The following is a 20413-nucleotide window of genomic DNA, read 5'->3' on the forward strand; positions in this document are numbered from 1 at the left end:
ATGAAGCCTTACTTCATTTCGCCCGCACAGATCATTTGGAGAAGCGTACGATCCGTTCATTCCGGTAACTTATTTTGGTACAGGTGCTTAATCCTGTTGCCCGCCGCCGTACGGGGGCAGAGCCGGCCCGCTGCCAGTCCAGCCTTCCTTGTATTCTGTGGGACTGCAGCCCGTGTATTCCTTGAACACCTTGGAGAAATAGTGCTGATCCCCGAAAGACAGCACCTCCGACAGCTCCTTCACCTTCAGCTCCGGCTTCGCGGCAATAAGGCGGCGGGCTTCGGCAATCTTAAGCTGCATAAAATAGTGCACAAAGGTCTTCTGCGAATATCTCTTGATGATTCTGCTGATATACGACGGGCTCACATGAAATTTGAGCGCCACATCGGCGATGGAGATCTGGGCATAGATATGCTGCTGCAAATATTGCTCCAGCTGCCGGAACAGCTCCTCGCCGCTCTTCTTGTTCTGAAGCTGCAGCCATTCAAAGCTCTGCTCGGCCCATGCAAGCAGCGACTCTCCGAAGCCCTCATAGCTCCCGCTCTCCAGAAGCTGCTGCACCTCTTCCTCCAGCTGCTGCCATTCCTCCGGCTGCTGGTGCCGGCCTGTGCTTCTGAAGGCCTCTGCGAGGGACCAGATGAACCTTTCCAGCTCTGCCATTCTTAGCCCGGAGTTCTTAAACGTCATCAGCTGCTGCCTGAGCAGCACCATGAAGCGCTCCTTCTGCCGCTGCCCGATCATTTCCGCGAAATGTCTGGTCAGCTTCTCCAGCTCAACATCAGTCAATATGCCCTTTGGCGCCGGATACGCCTGGCATATTAGCCGGGCGGACACTGACAGCTGTTCTTTCATCCTCCGGTCCAGCTGCTCATAACAGGCTATCAGCTCCCGGTTCTCCGCAGGCTGCGGCTCTGCTGCAATGGAGACCTGGATGCCCCGGGCCTGCAGCGTAACGTGCAGCCTCTTCAACCAATCATGTATGGAAGGATGCGCCTCCAGCGCGGAAGCCTTGACCAGGGCAAGAAGCTGTCCGGACTGCCGGACCGGGAACACCCAGCAGCTATGCGGTGCGCAGGCTTCGGCAAGACAGGACTGGACCGTATCCGCCTTCCAGCAGCCCGCCTCCGGCTCCGGGGTAAACGGCTGCCTGCACAGGAGCAGCATCAGCTTCTCCCCGTCAAGAAACTCCGCACCAAGCTCCACGGTTGACAGCGCATGCGGCTCGACAATCCCCTCCAGCAGAGCCTTGCCGCTTCCCTGCCGCTCATCCAGCTGGCCTACCAGCCGCTCCAGCACTTCAACAAGCTGGTGCCGCTCCACCGGCTTCAGCAGATAGTCGAACACCTGCAGGTTCAGCGCTTTGCGCGTATATTCGAAATCGCTGTATCCGCTGATCAGCACAGCCTTCAGCCCCGGATTCACCCGCTTGCCCTGCTCGATCAGCGCTAGCCCGTCCAGCTTGGGCATGCGGATGTCGGTCAGCAGGATATCGACGGGATGCGCTTTTATATATTCCAATGCCTCCACCCCGTTCGACACAGCGGCTGCAATGCGCACGGGCAGCTCCGCGGACTGCATAAGCGCACGGATATTGCGCAGAATCGGCTTGCTGTCTTCAGCAATGATTGCAGTGTACATAGCTCTCCCTCCGGTCTAATAAAAGTCCTTGCTCATCGATGCAATAATCTGGACCGTGGCTCCCTTGTCCGCCTCCGGATGATTGTAGATATTAAAGAACAGCCGGTTTTTGTACATCAGCTTCAGCCGGTTGACCGTATTCACAATGCCCATATTGCCGATTCCCGAGGTATTATTCTGAAGCTCGTACACCCCTTCGCCGGAGCCATGGATATTGCCGAGAATTTCCCTGATCCTCTCCGGCCTGAAGCCATCCCCGTTATCCCGGATTTCAATGGCCCACAGCCCGTTGTACACCTTCACCTTCACCCGGATCTTCCAGGGCGGGTCCGTGTTCCTGAAGGCATGCTCAATACAATTCTCCACGAAGGGCTGGATCACCAGCCGGGGCAGCTCGATCCGGTCAAACACCGCATCCTCATCAATCTCCCACTCCAGATCATCCTCGAAATTGTGCTCAATCAGCGACAAATAATGCTGGGTGTGCTTCAGTTCCTCCGTCAGCGTGACATGCTGGTAGGGGGAAGACACAATGTAACGCAGGCTGTCGGACAAATGCTTGCACATCTCCGAGACCACGGCGTTCTTGCCTTCCTGGGCGGCAATGCTGATCAGATACAGGACATTGTGGATAAAATGGGGGGCAATCTGCGCCTGAAGCGCCGAATTCCGGGCCTTCACCTCTTCATGCAGCGCAAGCTTCTCCCGGTCAATGGATTCCTGCAGCCGTTCCAGCAGCTCCTTAAAGGCTTCATTCAATTGGATCAGCTCATTGTTGTTGGACCGCGTGTCCGCCTTCACATTCATATTGCTGTAATTGATCCGCAGAATCTGGCTGCGCAGCTTGCGGATCGGAAGCAGCAGGTTTTTAGTGGAGAAGTGGATAAAGACGAACGAGAACAGAATCAGCGCTGTAATCAGCAGAATGGAAATATATTTCACCGAATTGACAGGTCCGAGCACCACATTCTTTGAGATCACAAGGTAAGCGGTCCAGCCGGTAACCGCCGATCTGTCATAGGCCACATAGCTCCGGCTCTTGTCGAGGTAGATTCCGCGGTCCAGCGTCGTTGCCGCAAATGCGGGAACCTCCTGCCCTTCCCCGAGCGCCGGCGAGCTTGAGACCAGCTGATTCTCCGGTTCCAGAATATACACCTTGCTGTCGGCAATGCCGGCGGCGGAACGCTGCAGATATCTCGAATCCAGCTGGATGGCCAGATAGCCGTACACCTGCCCGTTCTGGTTCATAATTACACGAACAAACGATATGCCGCCCGAAGGCTGGCGGTACAATGCGTAACCGCTTGCATTCCAGGTCGCCAGCTTGCCGCTTTCCTGGAGAAACGGTGCAAGCGAATCCGGGTTGCCGGCGTTGCCGAGATAAGAAGCCACCTCCGCCCCCTTCAGATCATAGATGATCATGTCTTCGATGTTCAGACTGGGACCGAGGGCCTGAAACATGATCTCCTTCAGCCTGCGGCTGCGCGTCAATCCCTCAAGGGTGATCTGCGGATAATCGCCGCCGGACAGCAGCAGAAATACTTCTTTATTGGACAAAATCCGCTGCGACAGCTGGTTTTGGTTATTGATATAGAGATTCAGCTGATCGCTGACCTTGGCAGCCGCCAGCTTCATTTCATTCTCTGTTTTTTCCTTCAGCGGCTGGACGACCAGAAGGTTGACATAGACCAGAAAACAGCCGACTACGATCAGCAGCAGGAACATGAAGGTCAGAAAGAACTTGGTTTGCAGGCTCGGCTGGAGCCGGCCTCCGTTTGATTTTTTGCTGAATCTCACCAACACAGCGAATCCTCCCTGAACCGTTTGATGATCCTACTGTACATCCAAAAGGGTGAATGAACAAGCAGGACACAGTTCAGAATATTACACAGAAAGAGTCAAGGACAGCCATGTACCTTACACAGGCAGCGCTCTATAATCAAAAATGTAAACGGATTCAAAAAGAACAAATCAACTACGGGGGCGATAGCATGAATGACAAAATGAAAAAATTGGCAACAGGCATACTGGCCGGAGCAATGGCCTTATCGCTGGCTGCATGCGGCTCTGGCAGCTCCGGCGCCGGCAATGCCTCGGAGACGGGCAAGGGCGGCAGCGGCGGCGGGCAAAAGGTCACCATTGAGCTGGCCATCTCCAAAAGCTCGCAGGATTCGGCGTTTGTCGCACAGGATCTGCTGGATGAATTCGAGCAGAAAACCAACATCAAAGTGAACCTGCAGCTGCTCCCGGCGGAACAGACAGCTACCGTGCTCCAGACTAAGCTGGCCGTTGATGAAGTGCCGGATATTATCCAATACAACCTTGCCAGCGCCACAACGGACCTTAACCTGGAGCGCAACTTCGAGATTCTTGACAATGAGCCATGGGTTGAAAGACTGCTGAACAAGGATGTGCTCTCCGCTTATGACCATGTCTACAGCTTCCATGTAAGCCAGGATACAGGCATGCAGGGAGTGGTGTACAACAAGGACATCTTCAAAGAGCTTGGACTTGAAATTCCGGACAATTTCGAGGAATTCCTGGCGGTCTGCGAGAAAATCAAGTCCAGCGGAATTACACCGGTTTTCATGCCGTTCAAGGATAACTGGGCCGCGAACATTTGGCCGGCTGCCGCTTTTGCCGACTGGGCCGCGAAGAACGAGCCGGCGCTGTTCGACGACATCAACGCCGGCCGCAAAAAATGGTCCGAGGTTCCCGAGTTCGCAGAGTTCCTGCAGCAGCAATATGAAGTCTACCAGAAGGGCTATACCAACGCCGACATTCTCAGCGACAGCTACGATATGGCTGTAGGCAAATTCCTGAATAAGGAAACTGCAATGATGTTCATGGGCGATTGGCTGATTGTAAATGTGGCCGAAAAAGATCCCAATATGAAGCTCGGACTCTTCGCCATTCCTTCTTCCGAAGGGGCAAGCCTCGGCGCAAGTCCGCTGGGCGGCCAGCTGTTCATTCCGAAGAAATCCAAGCATATGGCAGAAGCCAAGCAATTCCTCGACTTCATTGCCACCAAGGAGGTAGCACAGAAGATCGTGGACAATCAGGGCTATGTCTCCAATCTCAGCGATGTGACTACGCCTGAGCTTCCGGAATACAAGCAGGAGATTGTGGATCAATACATCACACCGAAGAAAACCGTACTGACCACCCATGCTTACATGCTGGTAGACCGCAGCGAGCTGTACCGTCTGCTCCAGGACGAATTTGCCGGCGGTCTGGACCCTGAGGGCGTTCTCAAGGCCTGGGATGAAAAATTCAGCCAGCTGATGAAGGACAAGGGTGCTGAAGGCTTCTGAAATTGACAGGACAACAGGCAGAATAAAGCCCGGGCTATACAAGGAGTGTGAAGAGATGAAGATATCCAAGAAACTATACTCGTATTACCTTATCTGGCCTGCGCTGCTGATCTATTCCATATTTTTTGTGCTGCCCGCACTCGCCGGGCTGTTCTATTCCTTCACGGACTGGCGGCTGGACCGGGAGGCCGTTTCCTTTGTCGGCTGGGACAACTTTGAACGGATTTTCACGGATAGAATCCTGCTCCTGGCGATCAAGAATACCGTCATTTTTGCGGTAGTTACCGTACTCGGCAAGAACCTGCTCGGAATCGCGCTTGCTGTGGGCCTGAATATAAGGCTGAAATCCAGAAATCTGCTGCGGGCGATTTTTTACTCGCCGTCGATCCTCAGCGTCCTGGTAATCAGCATTGTATTCACACCCATGCTGCGCTCCGACGGCACGGTTAACCGCATCTTGGACACTGTCGGCCTGCATTCCTTAAGCCAGGCCTGGCTGACCAATCCGTCGGTCGTCATCTGGACTGTCGCCGCCGTCTCCATCTGGCAGCATACCGGCTTCCAGATGGCCATCTACCTGGCCGGACTCCAGTCCATTTCAAAAGAATATTATGAAGCAGCCACGATTGACGGGGCCGGCTCCTGGAGAAGCTTCCGCAGCATCACCATTCCGCTCCTGCTTCCGGCCATCAACATCAATCTGATGCTCACCCTGATCGGCGGCCTCAAGGTATTCTCCGAGGTATTCGTGCTTACCGGCGGGGGGCCGGGCAATGCCTCCCAGGTGGTGGGCACCATCATCCTGCGCTCGTTCGGGGAAGGCAGCTGGGGCCTCGGCACAGCGGTCAACACGCTGCTGTTCGCTGCAGTCACCATCATTGCCATTCCGCTGCTGATCTTCATGCGGCGCAAGGAGGTATCGGAGTAATGGGCTACACACGCAAAATGGCCTGGCGCAACTATCTGGTCGAAGGCTTCCTGATCCTTGCCTCGCTGCTGATTATCCTGCCGCTGCTGGTCATGATTTTCGGCAGCTTCATGAACAGCGCAGAGGTGCTGAAGTTCTCCTTGCGGCTCCCGGAAGAGTGGAGGTTCTCCAACTATACAACCGTATTCAAGGAAGGCGGCCTGGGCCGCGCTTTTCTGAACGGGCTGCTGATCACCGGCGTTTCTTCCATCCTGAATATCTTCACCTCTTCGGCGGCCTCCTTCATTCTGGTCCGCAGAGAGACCAAGTGGTCCAATTTTCTGTATATGTTCTTTTTCATGGGCCTGATTGCCCCGATGTCCACCATCACCACGATCCGCGTTGTGCAGTGGATGGGCTTCTACGGCAGCATCACCAGCGTAATCTTCATCTACGCTTCGCTTAATACCGCGTTCAGCGTGTTTCTGTACAGCGGATTCATCCGTTCCATCCCCAAAGCGCTGGATGAGGTCGCCTTCCTGGAAGGCGCCAATACCTTTGATGTCTTCTTCAAAATCGTCACCCCGCTGATCGTTCCGGTCAACGCAACCGTGGCGATCATGGTCTTCATGTCCGTCTGGAACGACATTACCATTCCGCTCTATTTCCTGACCGACAGCTCGGACTGGACCATGCCGCTCTCTGTATACAATTTCTACGGCAAGTACAGCCGGGACTGGAATCTGATTTTCGCCGATCTGGTGCTGACCTCGCTGCCGGTGCTGATTCTGTACCTGTTCTGCCAGAAATATATTGTGAGCGGGCTTACCGCCGGTGCGGTCAAGGGCTAAGGTTGAAGCAGGCTTTGAGCTGTTGAATTCAAACGGAGCTTAAGCAGGATTCAAGCGGGACTCAAGCGGGACTCAAGCGGAACTCGCAGGATTTGAGCCTTTGCTTTGGGGAGGGAGGCCGCAGGCCTGCAACGGACCGGGAAGCTCTTAATATCGGTGAGGGCTGTGGTTTCGCTGTGCGAACGGACTCCAGTGCAGTTGTGTCCGAAAGCCCATAGCGGAGTCAGCCTAATACACACAAAATAACCCCACAAAGTGGGGCCTTGGCTTCGATGATGACTCAGGTACTTTGCGGGGACCCCAAAACATATACATTCTTATCTTTCAAAAAAGACGGGGCAGGCCGCTCAATTGGCCTGCCTCATCTTATGTAATTGCTCCCGCATGGGCATATGCCCGACGCAGTGCACCTGTCTTCAGGCTTACGTCGTCGCCCGCTTGACCAGTCTGAATTGCAGCTTCTTCTGTACCGTTTCCTCATGGTTCAGCTTGCCCAGCAGCAGATAGAACGCATTCTGCGCCTGGGCGGCAATGGGATTATCGATCGAGGTGATTCCCAGCGTATGGGCAAGCTCCGTGTTGTCAAAGCCGACGATAGCCAGCTCCTCCGGAACCTTCACCTGCTGCCTGCGGGCTTCGTTCAGCAGGCCCGCCGCCACCAGATCATTGGCACAGAGGACCGCATCCGGGCGTTCCTTCGCACCCTGCAGAAGCTCCCCGACCAGCCGCTCTCCGTCCCGGATGGAGTAGATGCCAGTGCGCGACCACCCGGGAGGCACAGCCAGGCTGTGCTTGTTCATAATATCCTCATAGGCTTCCAGCCGGCTGAGCGTATTCATGCTGCTCGGCCTGCCGAGCGCATTGGCGATCCGGGTATACCCTTGCCCGATCACATGCTCAACCCCCAGCTTGTACCCGTCATATTGATTCATGGCTACCGAAAGGATCTCGGGAAGCCGCATCCGCTGCCAGGAGACAATCGGCCCGTATTTGCAATAGGAGCCGATCAGGCCATGATCATTGACACAGGTGATGATGACCAGCGCATCCACTCTTTTTCTCCGCAGATCCTCAAAGGCCTTCAGCTCCTTCTTCGCATCCCCGCCCGAGGTGTACACGATGGTCTGGTACCCATTCTGGCTGGCCGTCTCCACAAAGCTGTTCAGAAAAGGCAGCATCACTTCGTTGATGCCCTCCGCGCACATGCCGATCTGCAAAGTCCGCCCTTTCGACAGGGAGACGGCATTGCCGTTCGGAGCATAGTCCAGCTCCTTCATAATCGCCAAAATTCTGTCCCTCGTCTCCGGGTTGACATGAGGGGAATGATTCAGGACTCTGGATACCGTAGCCTTGGAAAATCCCGCCAGCTTCGCAATTTGATCAAGATTCGACATGCCGCCTCTCCTTTATAGCAAAAAAGTTCAAAGATATTACTTGACATGTAACGCGTTACAACGTTTAGCATTCAATTTGAAGGAAACAATATCAGCTTACCATAAATCATCCAATAATCTATAAAAGTAAAAGGCGGGATAACAAATGAGCGTACACTTTCCGGACGGTTTCCTGTGGGGCGGCGCAGTCGCCGCAAACCAGTGTGAAGGCGCATATGACGAAGACGGCAAAGGCTGGTCCACGCAGGATGTGGCTCCGCAAGGAATCAAAGGCCCGGTTACCGAGGTGCCTACCGAAGATAATCTGAAGCTCGCCGGCATTGATTTCTACCACCGTTATAAGGACGATATCCGGCTGTTTGCCGAAATGGGCTTCAAGGTGTTCCGCACCTCCATTGCCTGGTCACGGATTTTTCCGAAGGGGGATGAGCCGGAGCCTAACGAGCAGGGCCTGCAATTCTATGACAAGCTGTTCGACGAATGCCGCAAATACGGCATTGAACCGCTGGTGACCCTCTCGCATTACGAAACGCCGCTGCATTTGTCCAAGCAATATAACGGCTGGGTCAACCGTGAGCTGGTGGGCTTCTATGAGCGTTATGCCAGAACCGTGTTCACCCGCTACAAGGATAAAGTGAAATATTGGCTGACGTTCAACGAGATCAACTCGATTCTGGAAGAGCCGTTCATGAGCGGCGGCATCTATACGCCGAAGAAGGAGCTCAGCAAACAGGATCTGTACCAGGCCATTCACCACGAATTCATTGCCAGCGCGCTGGCGGTAAAGATTGGCCACGAGATTAATCCCCAGGCCAAAATCGGCTGCATGGTGCTCAGTATGCCAACCTATCCGCTAACGCCGAATCCGGATGATGTGATTGCGGCGATGGAAGCGGAGCACAAGAACTACTTCTTCGGCGACGTGCATGTGAGAGGCGAATATCCGGGCTATATGAAACGCTTCTTCAGAGAACATGGCATTGGCATTCATATGGAGCCGGGAGATGCGGATATTCTCAAGCATACGGTGGATTTTGTCTCCTTCAGCTACTATGTAAGCATCTGCGAAACGGCGGATGACAGCCAAAAGAATCAAACGGAGGGCAATCTGTTCAGCGGTGTGTTCAACCCTTATCTGCAAGCCAGCGAATGGGGCTGGCAGATTGATCCCCAGGGCCTGCGCTATGTGCTGAATATGTTCCATGACCGGTATCAGAAACCGCTGTTTATCGTTGAGAACGGCCTCGGGGCTGTGGACAAGCTGATTGCGGGTCAAGACGGCGTGCCGACGGTCGAGGATGATTACCGGATTCAATATTTGAACGATCACCTCGTTCAGGTAGGCGAAGCCCTTGAGGATGGCATTGAGATTATGGGTTATACTTCCTGGGGCTGCATTGACCTGGTCAGCGCCTCTACCGCACAGATGAGCAAGCGTTACGGGTTCATTTATGTAGACCGCCATGATGACGGCTCAGGAACCCTGGAGAGATACCGCAAGAAATCGTTCCACTGGTATAAGGATGTCATTGCGTCGAACGGCCAAAGCCTGAAGCGCAGCAAGTAGAAACGGCTTCGCCGTCCTTATAAAGACGGTATCCGTTTCAGCGAGAAAGATAAGCCTAATTCTTAGCGTGAAACATATACATTCATATCTTTCAAGCAGAAGCGGCTGCGCCGTCCTTGACCGGGCAGCGCAGCCGTTTGCATTTCAGGTGTAGGGCTGGCTGCTGAAGCCAGGCAGAAGGCCAAGTGGAAAAAGTGAACCCCATTCTCCCCACGTCCCCTTTTTCGCAAGCGTTAGCGGGAAAAAGGATACCTAATTGTTCCGTTTCTCTCCCTCTATGGGGAATACGCCCTAATTAAAATGAACTTGAACCATTCATTCAAAGGGCAGCCATTTTAGTGGTAAAAAGGATAACTAAAGTAGCTCATTTCGGATACTGGATCATCCCTAGTGGGAAAAAGTACACCTAATTCGGCTAAAATCAGCCATATGGAGGGAGCGGGTCTCTATTAAGTGTACAAAATCCCACTAAAGTCCGTTCAAGCCAGAATTCCAGCCCATTAGTGTTACTTTTTACACTTCGCTTCCGTTCCCTATGAATTTCCTTGCGTTGCATCAGCGTTTTCAGGTTCTCCGGTTCCATTCCTATACATTAAATTACCTTTTTGGCTCAACACCAAAATCAGCGGTTGACGATGTGAATGAAAGTCCGGCGGGTTCAGAGGGTTCTTCCGATCGCTGTTAAAGCCTGGTTTCCTGATTGGAATAAGATTGATGGACGCGGACGCAGCGATATTTGATTCCTCAGTGGTGCCGCGCAACGGCATGGGTGTCTTATCTTTCAAAATAACCCCACAAAGTGGGGCCTTGGCTTCGATGATAACTCAGGTACTTTGCGGGGACCCCAAAACATATAAAATCTGATCTTTCAAGCAGAAACGGCTTCGCCGTCCTTATAAGGGACGGGGTGTTTCAGTGAGAAATAGAAGGATCATTTAATGTGCAGAGCATATAAAGTCTTATCTTTTGAGAAAGACGCCTATCGGCGTCCTATATAAGAATGCTGCCATTTCAGTGGGGAGGAGAAGAATCATTTAGCCTGATTTCACCGTCCAGCCGGCTTCGGGCGAATTCAAAGGTACTTCTGCCTCTGATTCCCTCGTCCAGCCGGCTTCGGGCGAATTCAAAGGCACTTCTGCCTTTGATTCCCTCCTCCAGCCAGCTTCGGGTTAATTCAAAGGTATTTCTGCCTTTGATTCCCTCCTCCAGCCGGCTTCGGGCGAATTCAAAGGTACTTCTGCCTCTGATTCCCTCCTCCAGCCGGCTTCGGGCGAATTCAAAGGTACTTCTGCCTTTGATTCCCTCCTCCAGCCAGCTTCGGGTTAATTCAAAGGTATTTCTGCCTTTGATTCCCTCCTCCAGCCGGCTTCGGGCGAATTCAAAGGTACTTCTGCCTCTGATTCCCTCGTCCAGCCGGCTTCGGGCGAATTCAAAGGCACTTCACATATAAATTCTTATCTTTCAAGTAAGACATCCGGAGGAATAAGCGCCTCAGCGTAGGGCGCAACAGAAGCAGGACAACGGAGAAGGATATCCGTTGTCCTTTTCCGTTGTCCTGCAAGCAGATAAAGCTTGGAAAACATCATAACAGAGGACAATAAATGCCTAAATAATTACATTTAATGGTTCCCTGTTAACAGGTATACTTTCATGTAAGCGTTATCAATTTTAAAAAGGGAGGTGCTCTATTCGTGTATGCCCGTATCATCACCTCGGTGAATAATCTGCGTCTCAGGACCAAGCTCTTCCTGTCCTTCGGCTGTGTGACCCTGATTCCGGTGCTTATTGTGGGGGTGTTCCTGACAAGCGAGCTGCGCAATATGGCGATGGGCAATGCGCTGGAGCAGATTACAGCCAATGTGGACCGGGTGAAAAAGCGGACCGGCGAAATGCTGAGTGTCCCGCTCGACATCGCTTACCGGCTGTCCAATGACAGCCGGCTGGAGGAGGCCGCCAACCACCGCTACGTCTCAGTGTACGATGTGGTGCAGGCTTACTGGAATTACCCCGATTTCCGTGAATTTGTCCGCCTGTACAGTGAAATCTCCAGCATCCGCCTGTACATCGACAATCCGACGGTTCTGGACAACTGGGAGTTCCTGCAGGCGGATGGGAAGATTACGCAGGAGCCATGGTATCAAACCGCAATGGTCCAGAAGGGTCTGGTGTGCTGGAATTATATCCGGGACAACCGCGATGGCCGGTATTATCTCAGCCTGATCCGCAAAGTTGATTTTTTTAAGCAGCGGACTTCAGGTGTGCTGGTTGTGAATGTGAATACGGACAAGCTGAGCGCCATCCTGAACCAGGAGTCCTTCGAAACCTTGATTGTGGATGAGAACGACAATATTGTAGCCTCCAACCGCACGGATACACGCGGCAAAACGCTGGACGACATTGACTTTAAGGCCGTATCCGCCGACGGGCAAGGCCCCTATGATGTAAAGATAGAAGGCAAACCCTTCAAAATGCTGATTGACCACTGGCAGCCCGGCGGAAGTCTGAACAACCTGCGCATTATCTCCATTTTCTCCGTGGAAAGCATCGTGAAGGAGCCTAACCGGATTATCTTGCTGGCGGCTATGGTAATCATCTCCGCGCTGATTATGGCGATCCTGCTGATCTACTATTTCTCCCGGCTGCTTACCGGACGGATGCTGCATCTAAGCAAGCATATCTCCAAGGTCGGTTCGGGAAATTTGGAGGCCACACTCGTAATTGACGGCAAGGATGAAATCGGCCAGCTGGCGCGGCAGTTCAACCATATGGTACGGAGCATTGGCGACCTGATGAGCGAGGTGGAGGAATCCAACCGGCAGAAAAATGCCATCCTGCTGAAGCAGAATGAGATCAAATTCAAAATGATGGCCAGCCAGATCAACCCCCATTTCCTCTTCAATGCCCTGGAATCCATCCGCATGAAAGCCCATGTCAGAGGCCAGGCGGATATTTCCCGGGTCGTGCGGCTGCTTGGGAAAATGATGCGCAAAAACCTCGGGGCCGGCGGCGGCAGGATTAGCCTGCAAAGCGAGCTGGAAACGGTAAACTGCTATCTGGTCATCCAGAAATTCCGCTATGATGACAGGCTTGCCTATGAGCTTCATGTAGACCCCAAGGCTAACCTTGTTCAGATTCCGCCCCTGATTATCCAGCCGCTGGTGGAGAACTGCGTCATCCACGGGCTGGAGAACCGGATTGACGGCGGCATGGTCCGGGTGGATATCCGCATAGAGGACGGGCTGCTCAAAGTCCAGGTATCCGACAACGGAACAGGCATTCCGGCAGGGAAGCTGCAAGAAATCCGGCAGAGGCTGGAGAGCAAGGAAGATTATGAGACCAATAATATCGGGATGCGCAATATTCATGTGCGGCTTCAGCTGACCTACGGCCCGGAATGCGGCTTGACCCTGGCAAGCCAGCCCGGATACGGAACGCAGATCAGCCTGGCGATCCCCCTGAGGAGCGATTCTTATGTATAGTGTGCTGATTGTGGATGACGAGCTGGCCATCCGTGAGGGACTTGCAGCTCTGCTGGACTGGGAGAGCCTTGGATTCCAGGTCATTGACACCGCGGCCAATGCCATTGAAGCCAGACATAAATACGGGCTGTATTCGCCCGATCTCATGATTATAGATATCCGCATGCCCGGCCGGGACGGCCTGGAGCTGATCCAAGAGCTGCGGCAGGGGGACCCGGAGCTGCACATCATTATTCTCAGCGGCTATGCGGATTTCAGCTATGCCAAGCGTGCGATGGCCTTTGGCATCGACAACTATCTGCTCAAGCCGGTGGACGAAGAGGAATTGCAGCGGTATCTGTCCGTTCTGTACGCAGAGCTGGAGTCACGGGCCGCTTACCGCAAGCAGCATGCCGCCGTCAAGGTATGGAGCAGGGAAATGCTGGTCCAATCCCTGCTGCTGGAGAGCGGCCAGCAGTCTCCGGCCGCACCGGAGACTGCTGTACATGAAGCAGGACTGCACTGGGATTCCTATCAGGTAGTGCTGATCCGGCTGCTGCTTCAGGACAATGCGGACAATGGCCCGTCAACGGCCGTGAAGGCAAGGCTTGCCGCAAGCTTTGAAGAACAGGATTGGGGCATTGTGTTCTCCCTGGACTCTTATTTGGGCGTTTTGCTGCAGCCTTCTTTTCAGAAGGAGCTTGTCCATAAATTAATGGTCCGGAATATCCGGGAAGCCGCTGCCGCCCAAGGGCTGGAATGCATTATTGCTGCGGGCGATATGGTAGACACCCTTGAGGAGCTTCCCGCCTCCCGCTATTCGGCGCTGGCCCGCATAAAGGAGCACTTCTTCTACGATGAGCCCGGTATGATTGGACCGGATTCACTGAAGGTGAAGAAAGGGCTGCCGGTCAAACCGGAGGAAGCGGAGCCAAGGCTGGAAGCGGTGCTGGAGCGGCTGTATTTTGCCATGGATACCGGAAGCGCCGGGGTGCTGTCCTCCCTGGTCCGGGAAGCCGGAGAATGGATGAGCGCCGCCTGCTATTCCGAGATGGCCGTGAAATCGCGCTATGTGCGGATGGTGACATTCTTAAGCAACAAGCTCTCGCTCCAGTACAAGGAGCCAGGCCTGCAGCACAGCCGGATGGATGAGCAAATCCAGCAAATCTACAAGTATACCTCCCTGCCCCGGCTGCAGCGCTATGTCGCCTCTCTGCTGGAGCAATATGCCGCAGGCATTGCCCATGACGATATGGAGGTCTTAATGAAGCGGATTCTGGACCTCATCCACCGCCATTACAGCGAGAACCTGAAGCTTGATACCCTGGCGGATGTGTTCACTTACAGCAGCGCCTACCTGGGCAAGCTGTTCAGGAACAGCACCGGCCTCCCGTTCAACAGCTATCTGGACAGAGTCCGCATGGAGAAGGCCAAGGAGCTGCTCGGTCAGGGCTGCAAAGTCCATCAGGCCGCAAGCGGGGCCGGCTTCAGCGATGTGGATTATTTCCGGGAAAAGTTCAAAAGGCTTGAAGGCATCTCGCCCTCCGACTACCGCAGAAAAAACTCATGATGAGGCGGCATTCTTTTTCAGAAAGCGCTTGCGAAAAGAGCGGATTTCCCCCTGTTTTTTATCGCAAATATTTGGGTGTTTCCCGGATTCCCGGCAGCTTATGATAGTGCATATCGAAGGAGGGACATAAATGAAAGCGATTACCAGTGAAGTGAAGCCGGTGCCGAAGAAGCCTGCCTCACGCTTTTGGCTAACCTTCCTGCAGCAGAAATATCTCTATATGATGGCGATCCCGTTCGTGCTCTGGGCATTCGTATTCAATTATCTGCCGCTTTGGGGATGGACCATGGCCTTTCAGAAATACAAGCCGGGCAAATCCTTTTTCGAGCAGAGCTGGGTTGGCCTGCAGTACTTCAGAGAGCTGTTCCGGGATGAGCAATTCTTCAATGCGCTGCGCAACACGCTCGCTATGAGCATCATGGGCCTGCTGGCCGGATTCACCATTCCCATTATCTTCGCCGTTCTGCTGAACGAGCTGCGGCTGCAATTCCTGAAGCGTTTTGTCCAGACGGTCTCCTATCTGCCCCATTTCGTGTCCTGGGTGGTCGCTGCGGGAATTATCACGAAGATGCTCTCTACCGACAACGGTGCGGTGAACGATCTGCTGCTCGGCCTCCATCTGATCCGCGAGCCGGTACAATTCATGGCGAAAGGCCATTTATTCTGGGGCATAGTTACGGCTTCGGATGTCTGGAAGGAAACGGGCTGGAACACAATTATCTATCTCGCGGCGATCTCGGGCATCGGCCCCGAGCTGTATGAGGCGGCCAGGGTGGACGGTGCAAGCAGGCTGCAGCAGGTGCGGAACATTACACTGCCGGGCATCCGCACAACAATTATTATCCTGCTCATCATTTCCATCGGGCATTTAATCAGCATCGGGTTCGAGAAGCAGTTCCTGCTGGGCAACAACCTGGTGCGCGACTACTCGCAGACACTCGATCTCTATGCACTGAACTACGGGCTGGGCATGGGACGATTCTCCTTCGGTACGGCCATTAACATTTTCAACTCTGTGGTGAGTGTGATTCTGCTGTTTGTCGCCAATGGCATTTTCAAAAAAATAACGAAGGAAAGCATTATATAGGAGGCCCTTTATGCTGATAAAAAAACTGGCAGCCGCGTCCTGGCCGGACCGCCTCTTCGATTTGGCAGTCTATGCTGCGGTTACAGTGGTGACCGTTGCCACGCTGTATCCTTTTCTGAATGTGCTGGCGATTTCCTTCAATGACTCCACGGACAGCATCAAAGGCGGGATTACGGTCTACCCCCGGGTGTTCACCTTCAAGAACTATGAGACCATCTTTGCCTTCTCCGGGCTGATGACCGGACTCAAGATTTCCATCCTCCGTACAGTCATCGGCACGATACTCGGACTCGTCAGCGCCTCCATGCTGGCCTTTACCCTGAGCCGGATGGACTTTCAGGCACGGAAGCTCGTGTCCACGTTCCTGGCGCTGACCATGTATGTCTCCGGCGGGCTGATCCCCGTCTATATTCTGATCAAAAATCTGCACATGATGGGGACCTTCAGTGTATATGTCCTTCCCGGTCTTGTCAGCGCATTCAATGTATTCGTTATCCGTTCCTTCATCGACGGCCTCCCTTACGCACTGCAGGAATCCGCCAAGCTGGACGGGGCCAATGACTTCACGATTTACCGGCGGGTCATTCTCCCGCTGACGAAGCCGGCGCTGGCGACCATCGCCCTGTTCCTGGCCGTCGGCCAGTGGAACTCCTGGTTCGACACCTATCTCTACAACGGCTCCAAGGATAATCTGACCACCCTGCAGTTCGAGCTGATGAAGGTCATCCAGAGCACGACAACCAATGCGGATAACTTCCGCGGCCGCAATATGACCGAGGTAATGGCGCAAATCTCTCCGGAATCGGTCAAAATGGCGATCACGATCGTCGTTACCGTGCCCATTCTGGTCGTCTACCCGTTCCTGCAGCGCTACTTCGTCAAGGGCATGACCCTGGGCTCGGTAAAAAGCTAATCCGCTTCCGGTAATGGCAGGCTCCGCCTGTGTATACAATAAAAGGGAGGGTTTCTATTCATGACAAGAAAGACAGTGAAACCGTATGTGCTGCTGATGGTCCTTGCCTTGCTGCTCAGTGTGCCGGCGGGGTGCAGCGGCGGGAACAATAACAAGAACACGGCAACGAATGCCGGGGCTACCAAGGCTGCCGGTGGAGGCAATGCCCCCGCAGAGGCGGCGGAAGCCGAAGACTTAAGTCCGCTGACACTCTCCTTCTTCGCGGAAGACCCCAATCCGAACTGGAACAATATGAAGGATGATGTCAGCAGGGTTCTTACGGAGAAAACAGGGATTACGCTGGATGCCGAGTTTGCCGTAGGCGACCCTCAGCAAAAAATCGCCCTGATTGCAGCCGGGGGTGAATATCCGGACATGATCTCCGCCAAAGCGGATATCGGCAAGCTGGTGGATGCCGGAGCTGTCATTGATCTGACCGAGCTCATTGATCAATATGCCCCCAACATCAAGCGTGTGCTGGGCAACAACCTCGCCCGGGCGAAATATACCAATGAAGACCAAGCCATCTATGCCATTCCCACCTGGGCAGCAGTGGATGAGAAGAAGTTTGTGGCCGGCGGCGGCTTTGAGCTGCAGCACCGAGTGGTGAAGGAAGCCGGGTATCCCGAGATCAGAACGGTTACCGATTATGAGAATGTAATCAAAGCCTATCTGGAGAAGCATCCCACCGATGAGAACGGGAACAAAAACATCGGGCTCTCCCTGAACGCAGACGACTGGCATATGTACATTTCCGTGACCAATCCAGCCGTAGCCACGACCGGCGGCTCGGATGACGGCGAATATTACATCGATCAGGAGACGCATGAGGCCATCTACCACTTCCGCCGTCCGGAAGAGAAGGAATATTTCCGCTGGCTGAACCATATGAATGATATCGGCCTGCTGGACAAGGAGAGCTTCGTGCAGAAGTATGACCAGTACAAAGCCAAGGTAGCCACCGGCCGGGTGCTTGGCCTGATTGACCAGGACTGGGACTACAATGACGCCCAGCAGGCACTGAAGACCGCAGGCAAATACGATCAGACCTACGGCCACTATCCGGTGACGCTGACGGAAGAGTATAAGGAAACCAGCTTCTGGCCTACCGGCTTCATGGGCGGCTACGGGATTTCCATCTCCAGCACGAACCCGGACCCGGTCCGCACAATCAGGTTCCTCGATTACCTCGCCTCCGACGAAGGTCAAATCCTGAACAACTGGGGCATCGAAGGCAAGCATTATGTGGTGGATAACGGCAAGCGTGTCGTTCCGGCAGAAATCCAGGACCGTATCAACAATGACAATACGGCCTTCACCAAGGAGTCGGGTCTCGGCTTCTACTGGAATATGATGGTCCATTACGGCGACGGCGCCAAGGATTCGACCGGCAACTATTACACCAAAAACTTCCCGGAACAGCTTGTGCTGGGCTACAGCGACACCGAAAAAGAGACGCTCGCCGCCTACAACGCCACGACCTGGAAGGATCTCTTCCCGAAGGAAGAAGAATTCGCGGAAAAGGCTTACGGGGCAGCCTGGAACATTGCCATTCCGGGCGAAGATGAAGTCTTCATTCTGGGCAACAAAATGAGAGATATTACGTGGAAACGGATTCCGCAGGCCATCCTCGCGACACCGGCGGATTTCGATAAGATCTGGGATGCCTACATGGCCGACCTGGAAAAAGCCGGAGTAGAGAAGATGGAAAAGGGCTACACCAAATATGTGCAGGACCGCGTGGCTTTATGGAGCGGTAAATAAGAGCAGCCCTGCAACGATAAGAGCCGTGCGGAATATCCGCATGGCTCTGTTTCAATTTGTCCAATTATGAAGGCGGTTGTCCCTGCCCGGGAGCAGCTTGAATTACATTTGTCCCTTGCGAGCGAATATGCGCAATATCCCCAATATCCGCTTCCCAATCCGTAATGATGCAGTCAAAGGACTCTATCGGAGCGACAAAGGCTTTATGAATCTTGCCGAATTTGCTGTGATCGGTCACCAAAATACGCTTGGAAGAGTAGGTGAGCATCTTATCCTTGATGCTTGCCGCTGATAAAAAGGGATCGGTAATGCCTTGCTTCAGGTCAAGCCCGGAGGTTCCCAGTATACACAGGCTTGCCCTAAACTGCATGATCAGCTGCTCCGCAAGGGGACCCACTATCCCCGCCTCCGCTCTAACCTCTTCATTTGTGCCTCCGCACACAAATACCGACAGCCCCGGCCTGCGCATACATTTATAGGCGATATCAATGCTGTTGGTCACAATCGTAATGCCTTTCAATTCCGTAAGAAAATCCGCAAGGCAGCTATTGGTCGAACCGGAATCAATGAACAGGGTGTCCCCGGGCTGAATCCATTTGACGGCTTCGGCGGCGATAGCCTTCTTGTGTGCTTCGAACGGATCACTCCGCTGTGCTTGCTCCGGCGGATTGTCCCTTTTGTTGATGAGAAAGGCTCCCCCGTTCACCCGCTGAACATAGCCGTCCGTTTCCATCTCCTGAAGGTCTCTGCGGACGGTAGGAAGAGAAATTTCCAGCAGCTCAGCCAGTTTGTTCACGCTTAAAAAGGTATGCTGCTCTAAATAGGAAATCATCATTCGTTGTCTGGCTTTCATCTCTATTATTCTTCCCTTCCCTGCCATTTGTTCGGAATTGAACTGTAATTCTACTCTACTATAAATACTGGAAAATTAAAACCCAAATATGAGAGAGTAAGAAAAATATGATCGATATAGATCATATTTTATTTGATTTTTGATCGATATTTACATATTTAACGGTGTTTTTTTATTTCAAGTTGATGAACCAGCTCTACAATAAGAAAGAAAATGATCGTTATCAATCATTCAATCGAAAGGGTGCTAACAATGGAAACCAGAACAAAGGTAACGTTCTTCGGAACGGAAGCGGCTATTCCGGAAGTGGGAGGTGAGACAGCCAGTTTTCTTATCAATGATCAGGTTATGGTAGACACAGGATGGAATATTGTGGATAATATCCGCCGCCAGGGTATTGACCCCGGCAATATCCGCTATCTCTTATTTACACATATGCACCATGACCATTATATCTCGCTGCCATCCCTGCTCTATTATTTTCTGATTGCCAATAAGGATTTGGCGGACCTCAAAATATTGGGTCCGGAGGAAGACCTGCAGCCTATCCTGCATCACACGCTTGAGTTTCTGTTCCTGAACCGCAAGTTTTATCCTGCCCGCAGCTATCCCACGATCATCCCGCTCAAGCCCGGCGATTCATACGATGACGAGCTGTTCCATCTGAAAACCGCCTCTTCGCTGCATCCGGTACAGGCGCTCTGCTACAAATATACCGACAGGGGAACCGGAAAATCGGTCACTTTTACCGGAGATACCGCTTATCATGAGCCTATTACCGAGCTTGCCCGCGGTTCCTCGCTGCTCATCCATGAAGCCACTTACGGAGCCGCCCCGGCTAATCCGCTGAAGAACGGCGGCTTGCATTCCAGTGCGATGGACGCCGCGGAAATTGCCAAAGCAGCGGAAGTGGAGCAGCTCGCCCTGATCCATGGCCTGCGCCGCAATAATGAAGCCAGTGTACAGGCAGCGGCAGCCATTTATTCCGGTCCGGTGATGTGGCCGGAGAAAGATCAGACGGTTTATCTTTAGGTTCAAATTCTATGAAAAGTGGTGAG

Annotated in this window: 14 protein-coding genes; 10 read left to right on the forward strand and 4 right to left on the reverse strand. The window is 53.2% G+C overall.

What is annotated here, in order from left to right:
* Positions 1-87: 87 nt before the first annotated feature.
* Both HYD27_RS23525 and HYD27_RS23530 read right to left on the reverse strand, forming a co-directional pair.
* A complete protein-coding gene (locus HYD27_RS23525) occupies positions 88-1638 on the reverse strand; it encodes a response regulator transcription factor (RefSeq protein ID WP_219219170.1) in 1551 nt (516 codons plus the stop codon).
* Positions 1639-1653: 15 nt separating this feature from the next.
* Positions 1654-3441, reverse strand: coding sequence for a cache domain-containing sensor histidine kinase (locus HYD27_RS23530; RefSeq protein WP_309242119.1), 1788 nt, complete (start codon positions 3439-3441; stop codon positions 1654-1656).
* 188 nt (positions 3442-3629) lie between these two features.
* Between HYD27_RS23530 and HYD27_RS23535 the strand changes: the two genes are divergently transcribed.
* The 3 genes from HYD27_RS23535 to HYD27_RS23545 are packed head-to-tail and all read left to right on the forward strand — an operon-like array spanning position 3630 to position 6710.
* The gene (locus HYD27_RS23535) at positions 3630-4952 is read left to right on the forward strand and encodes an ABC transporter substrate-binding protein (RefSeq protein WP_219219172.1); all 1323 of its coding nucleotides are present in this window, start codon (positions 3630-3632) and stop codon (positions 4950-4952) included.
* A 55-nt stretch (positions 4953-5007) separates the two neighbouring features.
* The gene (locus HYD27_RS23540) at positions 5008-5880 is read left to right on the forward strand and encodes a carbohydrate ABC transporter permease (RefSeq protein WP_219219174.1); all 873 of its coding nucleotides are present in this window, start codon (positions 5008-5010) and stop codon (positions 5878-5880) included.
* A complete protein-coding gene (locus tag HYD27_RS23545) occupies positions 5880-6710 on the forward strand; it encodes a carbohydrate ABC transporter permease (RefSeq protein ID WP_219219176.1) in 831 nt (276 codons plus the stop codon). Before HYD27_RS23540 ends, HYD27_RS23545 begins: the two co-directional genes overlap by 1 nt.
* A 422-nt stretch (positions 6711-7132) precedes the next feature.
* Here the strand turns inward: HYD27_RS23545 and HYD27_RS23550 are convergent, their stop codons facing one another.
* On the reverse strand, positions 7133-8104 hold the full coding sequence (locus tag HYD27_RS23550) for a LacI family DNA-binding transcriptional regulator (protein WP_219219177.1): 972 nt from the start codon (positions 8102-8104) through the stop codon (positions 7133-7135).
* Between the two features lie 145 nt (positions 8105-8249).
* Here HYD27_RS23550 and HYD27_RS23555 point away from each other — a divergent pair, with 145 nt between their 5' ends.
* The 6 genes from HYD27_RS23555 to HYD27_RS23580 all read left to right on the forward strand — a co-directional run bounded on the left by HYD27_RS23555 (position 8250) and on the right by HYD27_RS23580 (position 18502).
* On the forward strand, positions 8250-9671 hold the full coding sequence (locus HYD27_RS23555; protein WP_219219179.1) for a glycoside hydrolase family 1 protein: 1422 nt from the start codon (positions 8250-8252) through the stop codon (positions 9669-9671).
* Between the two features lie 1691 nt (positions 9672-11362).
* Complete coding sequence (locus tag HYD27_RS23560; RefSeq protein ID WP_219219182.1) at positions 11363-13150, forward strand: sensor histidine kinase; 1788 nt, start codon at positions 11363-11365, stop codon at positions 13148-13150.
* Complete coding sequence (locus tag HYD27_RS23565; protein WP_219219184.1) at positions 13143-14699, forward strand: response regulator transcription factor; 1557 nt, start codon at positions 13143-13145, stop codon at positions 14697-14699. The genes HYD27_RS23560 and HYD27_RS23565 overlap by 8 nt, the downstream gene beginning before the upstream one ends.
* Positions 14700-14829: 130 nt before the next feature.
* Positions 14830-15786 (forward strand): ABC transporter permease, encoded by a 957-nt coding sequence (locus HYD27_RS23570; RefSeq protein WP_219219186.1) that lies wholly within the window; start codon positions 14830-14832, stop codon positions 15784-15786.
* 10 nt (positions 15787-15796) lie between these two features.
* A complete protein-coding gene (locus HYD27_RS23575; protein WP_219219188.1) occupies positions 15797-16699 on the forward strand; it encodes a carbohydrate ABC transporter permease in 903 nt (300 codons plus the stop codon).
* A 60-nt stretch (positions 16700-16759) separates the two neighbouring features.
* The gene (locus HYD27_RS23580; protein ID WP_219219191.1) at positions 16760-18502 is read left to right on the forward strand and encodes an ABC transporter substrate-binding protein; all 1743 of its coding nucleotides are present in this window, start codon (positions 16760-16762) and stop codon (positions 18500-18502) included.
* A gap of 64 nt (positions 18503-18566) precedes the next feature.
* On the opposite strand, the gene HYD27_RS23585 is transcribed toward HYD27_RS23580, so the two are convergent.
* The gene (locus HYD27_RS23585) at positions 18567-19355 is read right to left on the reverse strand and encodes a DeoR/GlpR family DNA-binding transcription regulator (RefSeq protein WP_219219193.1); all 789 of its coding nucleotides are present in this window, start codon (positions 19353-19355) and stop codon (positions 18567-18569) included.
* Between the two features lie 252 nt (positions 19356-19607).
* Here HYD27_RS23585 and HYD27_RS23590 point away from each other — a divergent pair, with 252 nt between their 5' ends.
* Entirely contained in the window at positions 19608-20387 is a 780-nt protein-coding gene (locus tag HYD27_RS23590; protein ID WP_219219195.1) for an MBL fold metallo-hydrolase, read from the forward strand.
* Positions 20388-20413: the final 26 nt, after the last annotated feature.

Origin of the sequence: Paenibacillus sp. S150 (assembly GCF_019352175.1) — a bacterium.
GTDB lineage: Bacteria > Bacillota > Bacilli > Paenibacillales > Paenibacillaceae > Paenibacillus_AQ.

Coding starts and splice junctions, on each gene's coding strand:
- HYD27_RS23555 (WP_219219179.1), top strand. CDS start 8,250: ATGAGCGTACACTTTCCGGACGGTTTCCTGTGGGGCGGCGCAGTCGCC.
- HYD27_RS23540 (WP_219219174.1), top strand. CDS start 5,008: ATGAAGATATCCAAGAAACTATACTCGTATTACCTTATCTGGCCTGCG.
- HYD27_RS23570 (WP_219219186.1), top strand. CDS start 14,830: ATGAAAGCGATTACCAGTGAAGTGAAGCCGGTGCCGAAGAAGCCTGCC.
- HYD27_RS23575 (WP_219219188.1), top strand. CDS start 15,797: ATGCTGATAAAAAAACTGGCAGCCGCGTCCTGGCCGGACCGCCTCTTC.
- HYD27_RS23535 (WP_219219172.1), top strand. CDS start 3,630: ATGAATGACAAAATGAAAAAATTGGCAACAGGCATACTGGCCGGAGCA.
- HYD27_RS23580 (WP_219219191.1), top strand. CDS start 16,760: ATGACAAGAAAGACAGTGAAACCGTATGTGCTGCTGATGGTCCTTGCC.
- HYD27_RS23545 (WP_219219176.1), top strand. CDS start 5,880: ATGGGCTACACACGCAAAATGGCCTGGCGCAACTATCTGGTCGAAGGC.
- HYD27_RS23550 (WP_219219177.1), bottom strand. CDS start 8,104: ATGTCGAATCTTGATCAAATTGCGAAGCTGGCGGGATTTTCCAAGGCT.
- HYD27_RS23585 (WP_219219193.1), bottom strand. CDS start 19,355: ATGAAAGCCAGACAACGAATGATGATTTCCTATTTAGAGCAGCATACC.
- HYD27_RS23590 (WP_219219195.1), top strand. CDS start 19,608: ATGGAAACCAGAACAAAGGTAACGTTCTTCGGAACGGAAGCGGCTATT.
- HYD27_RS23565 (WP_219219184.1), top strand. CDS start 13,143: ATGTATAGTGTGCTGATTGTGGATGACGAGCTGGCCATCCGTGAGGGA.
- HYD27_RS23525 (WP_219219170.1), bottom strand. CDS start 1,638: ATGTACACTGCAATCATTGCTGAAGACAGCAAGCCGATTCTGCGCAAT.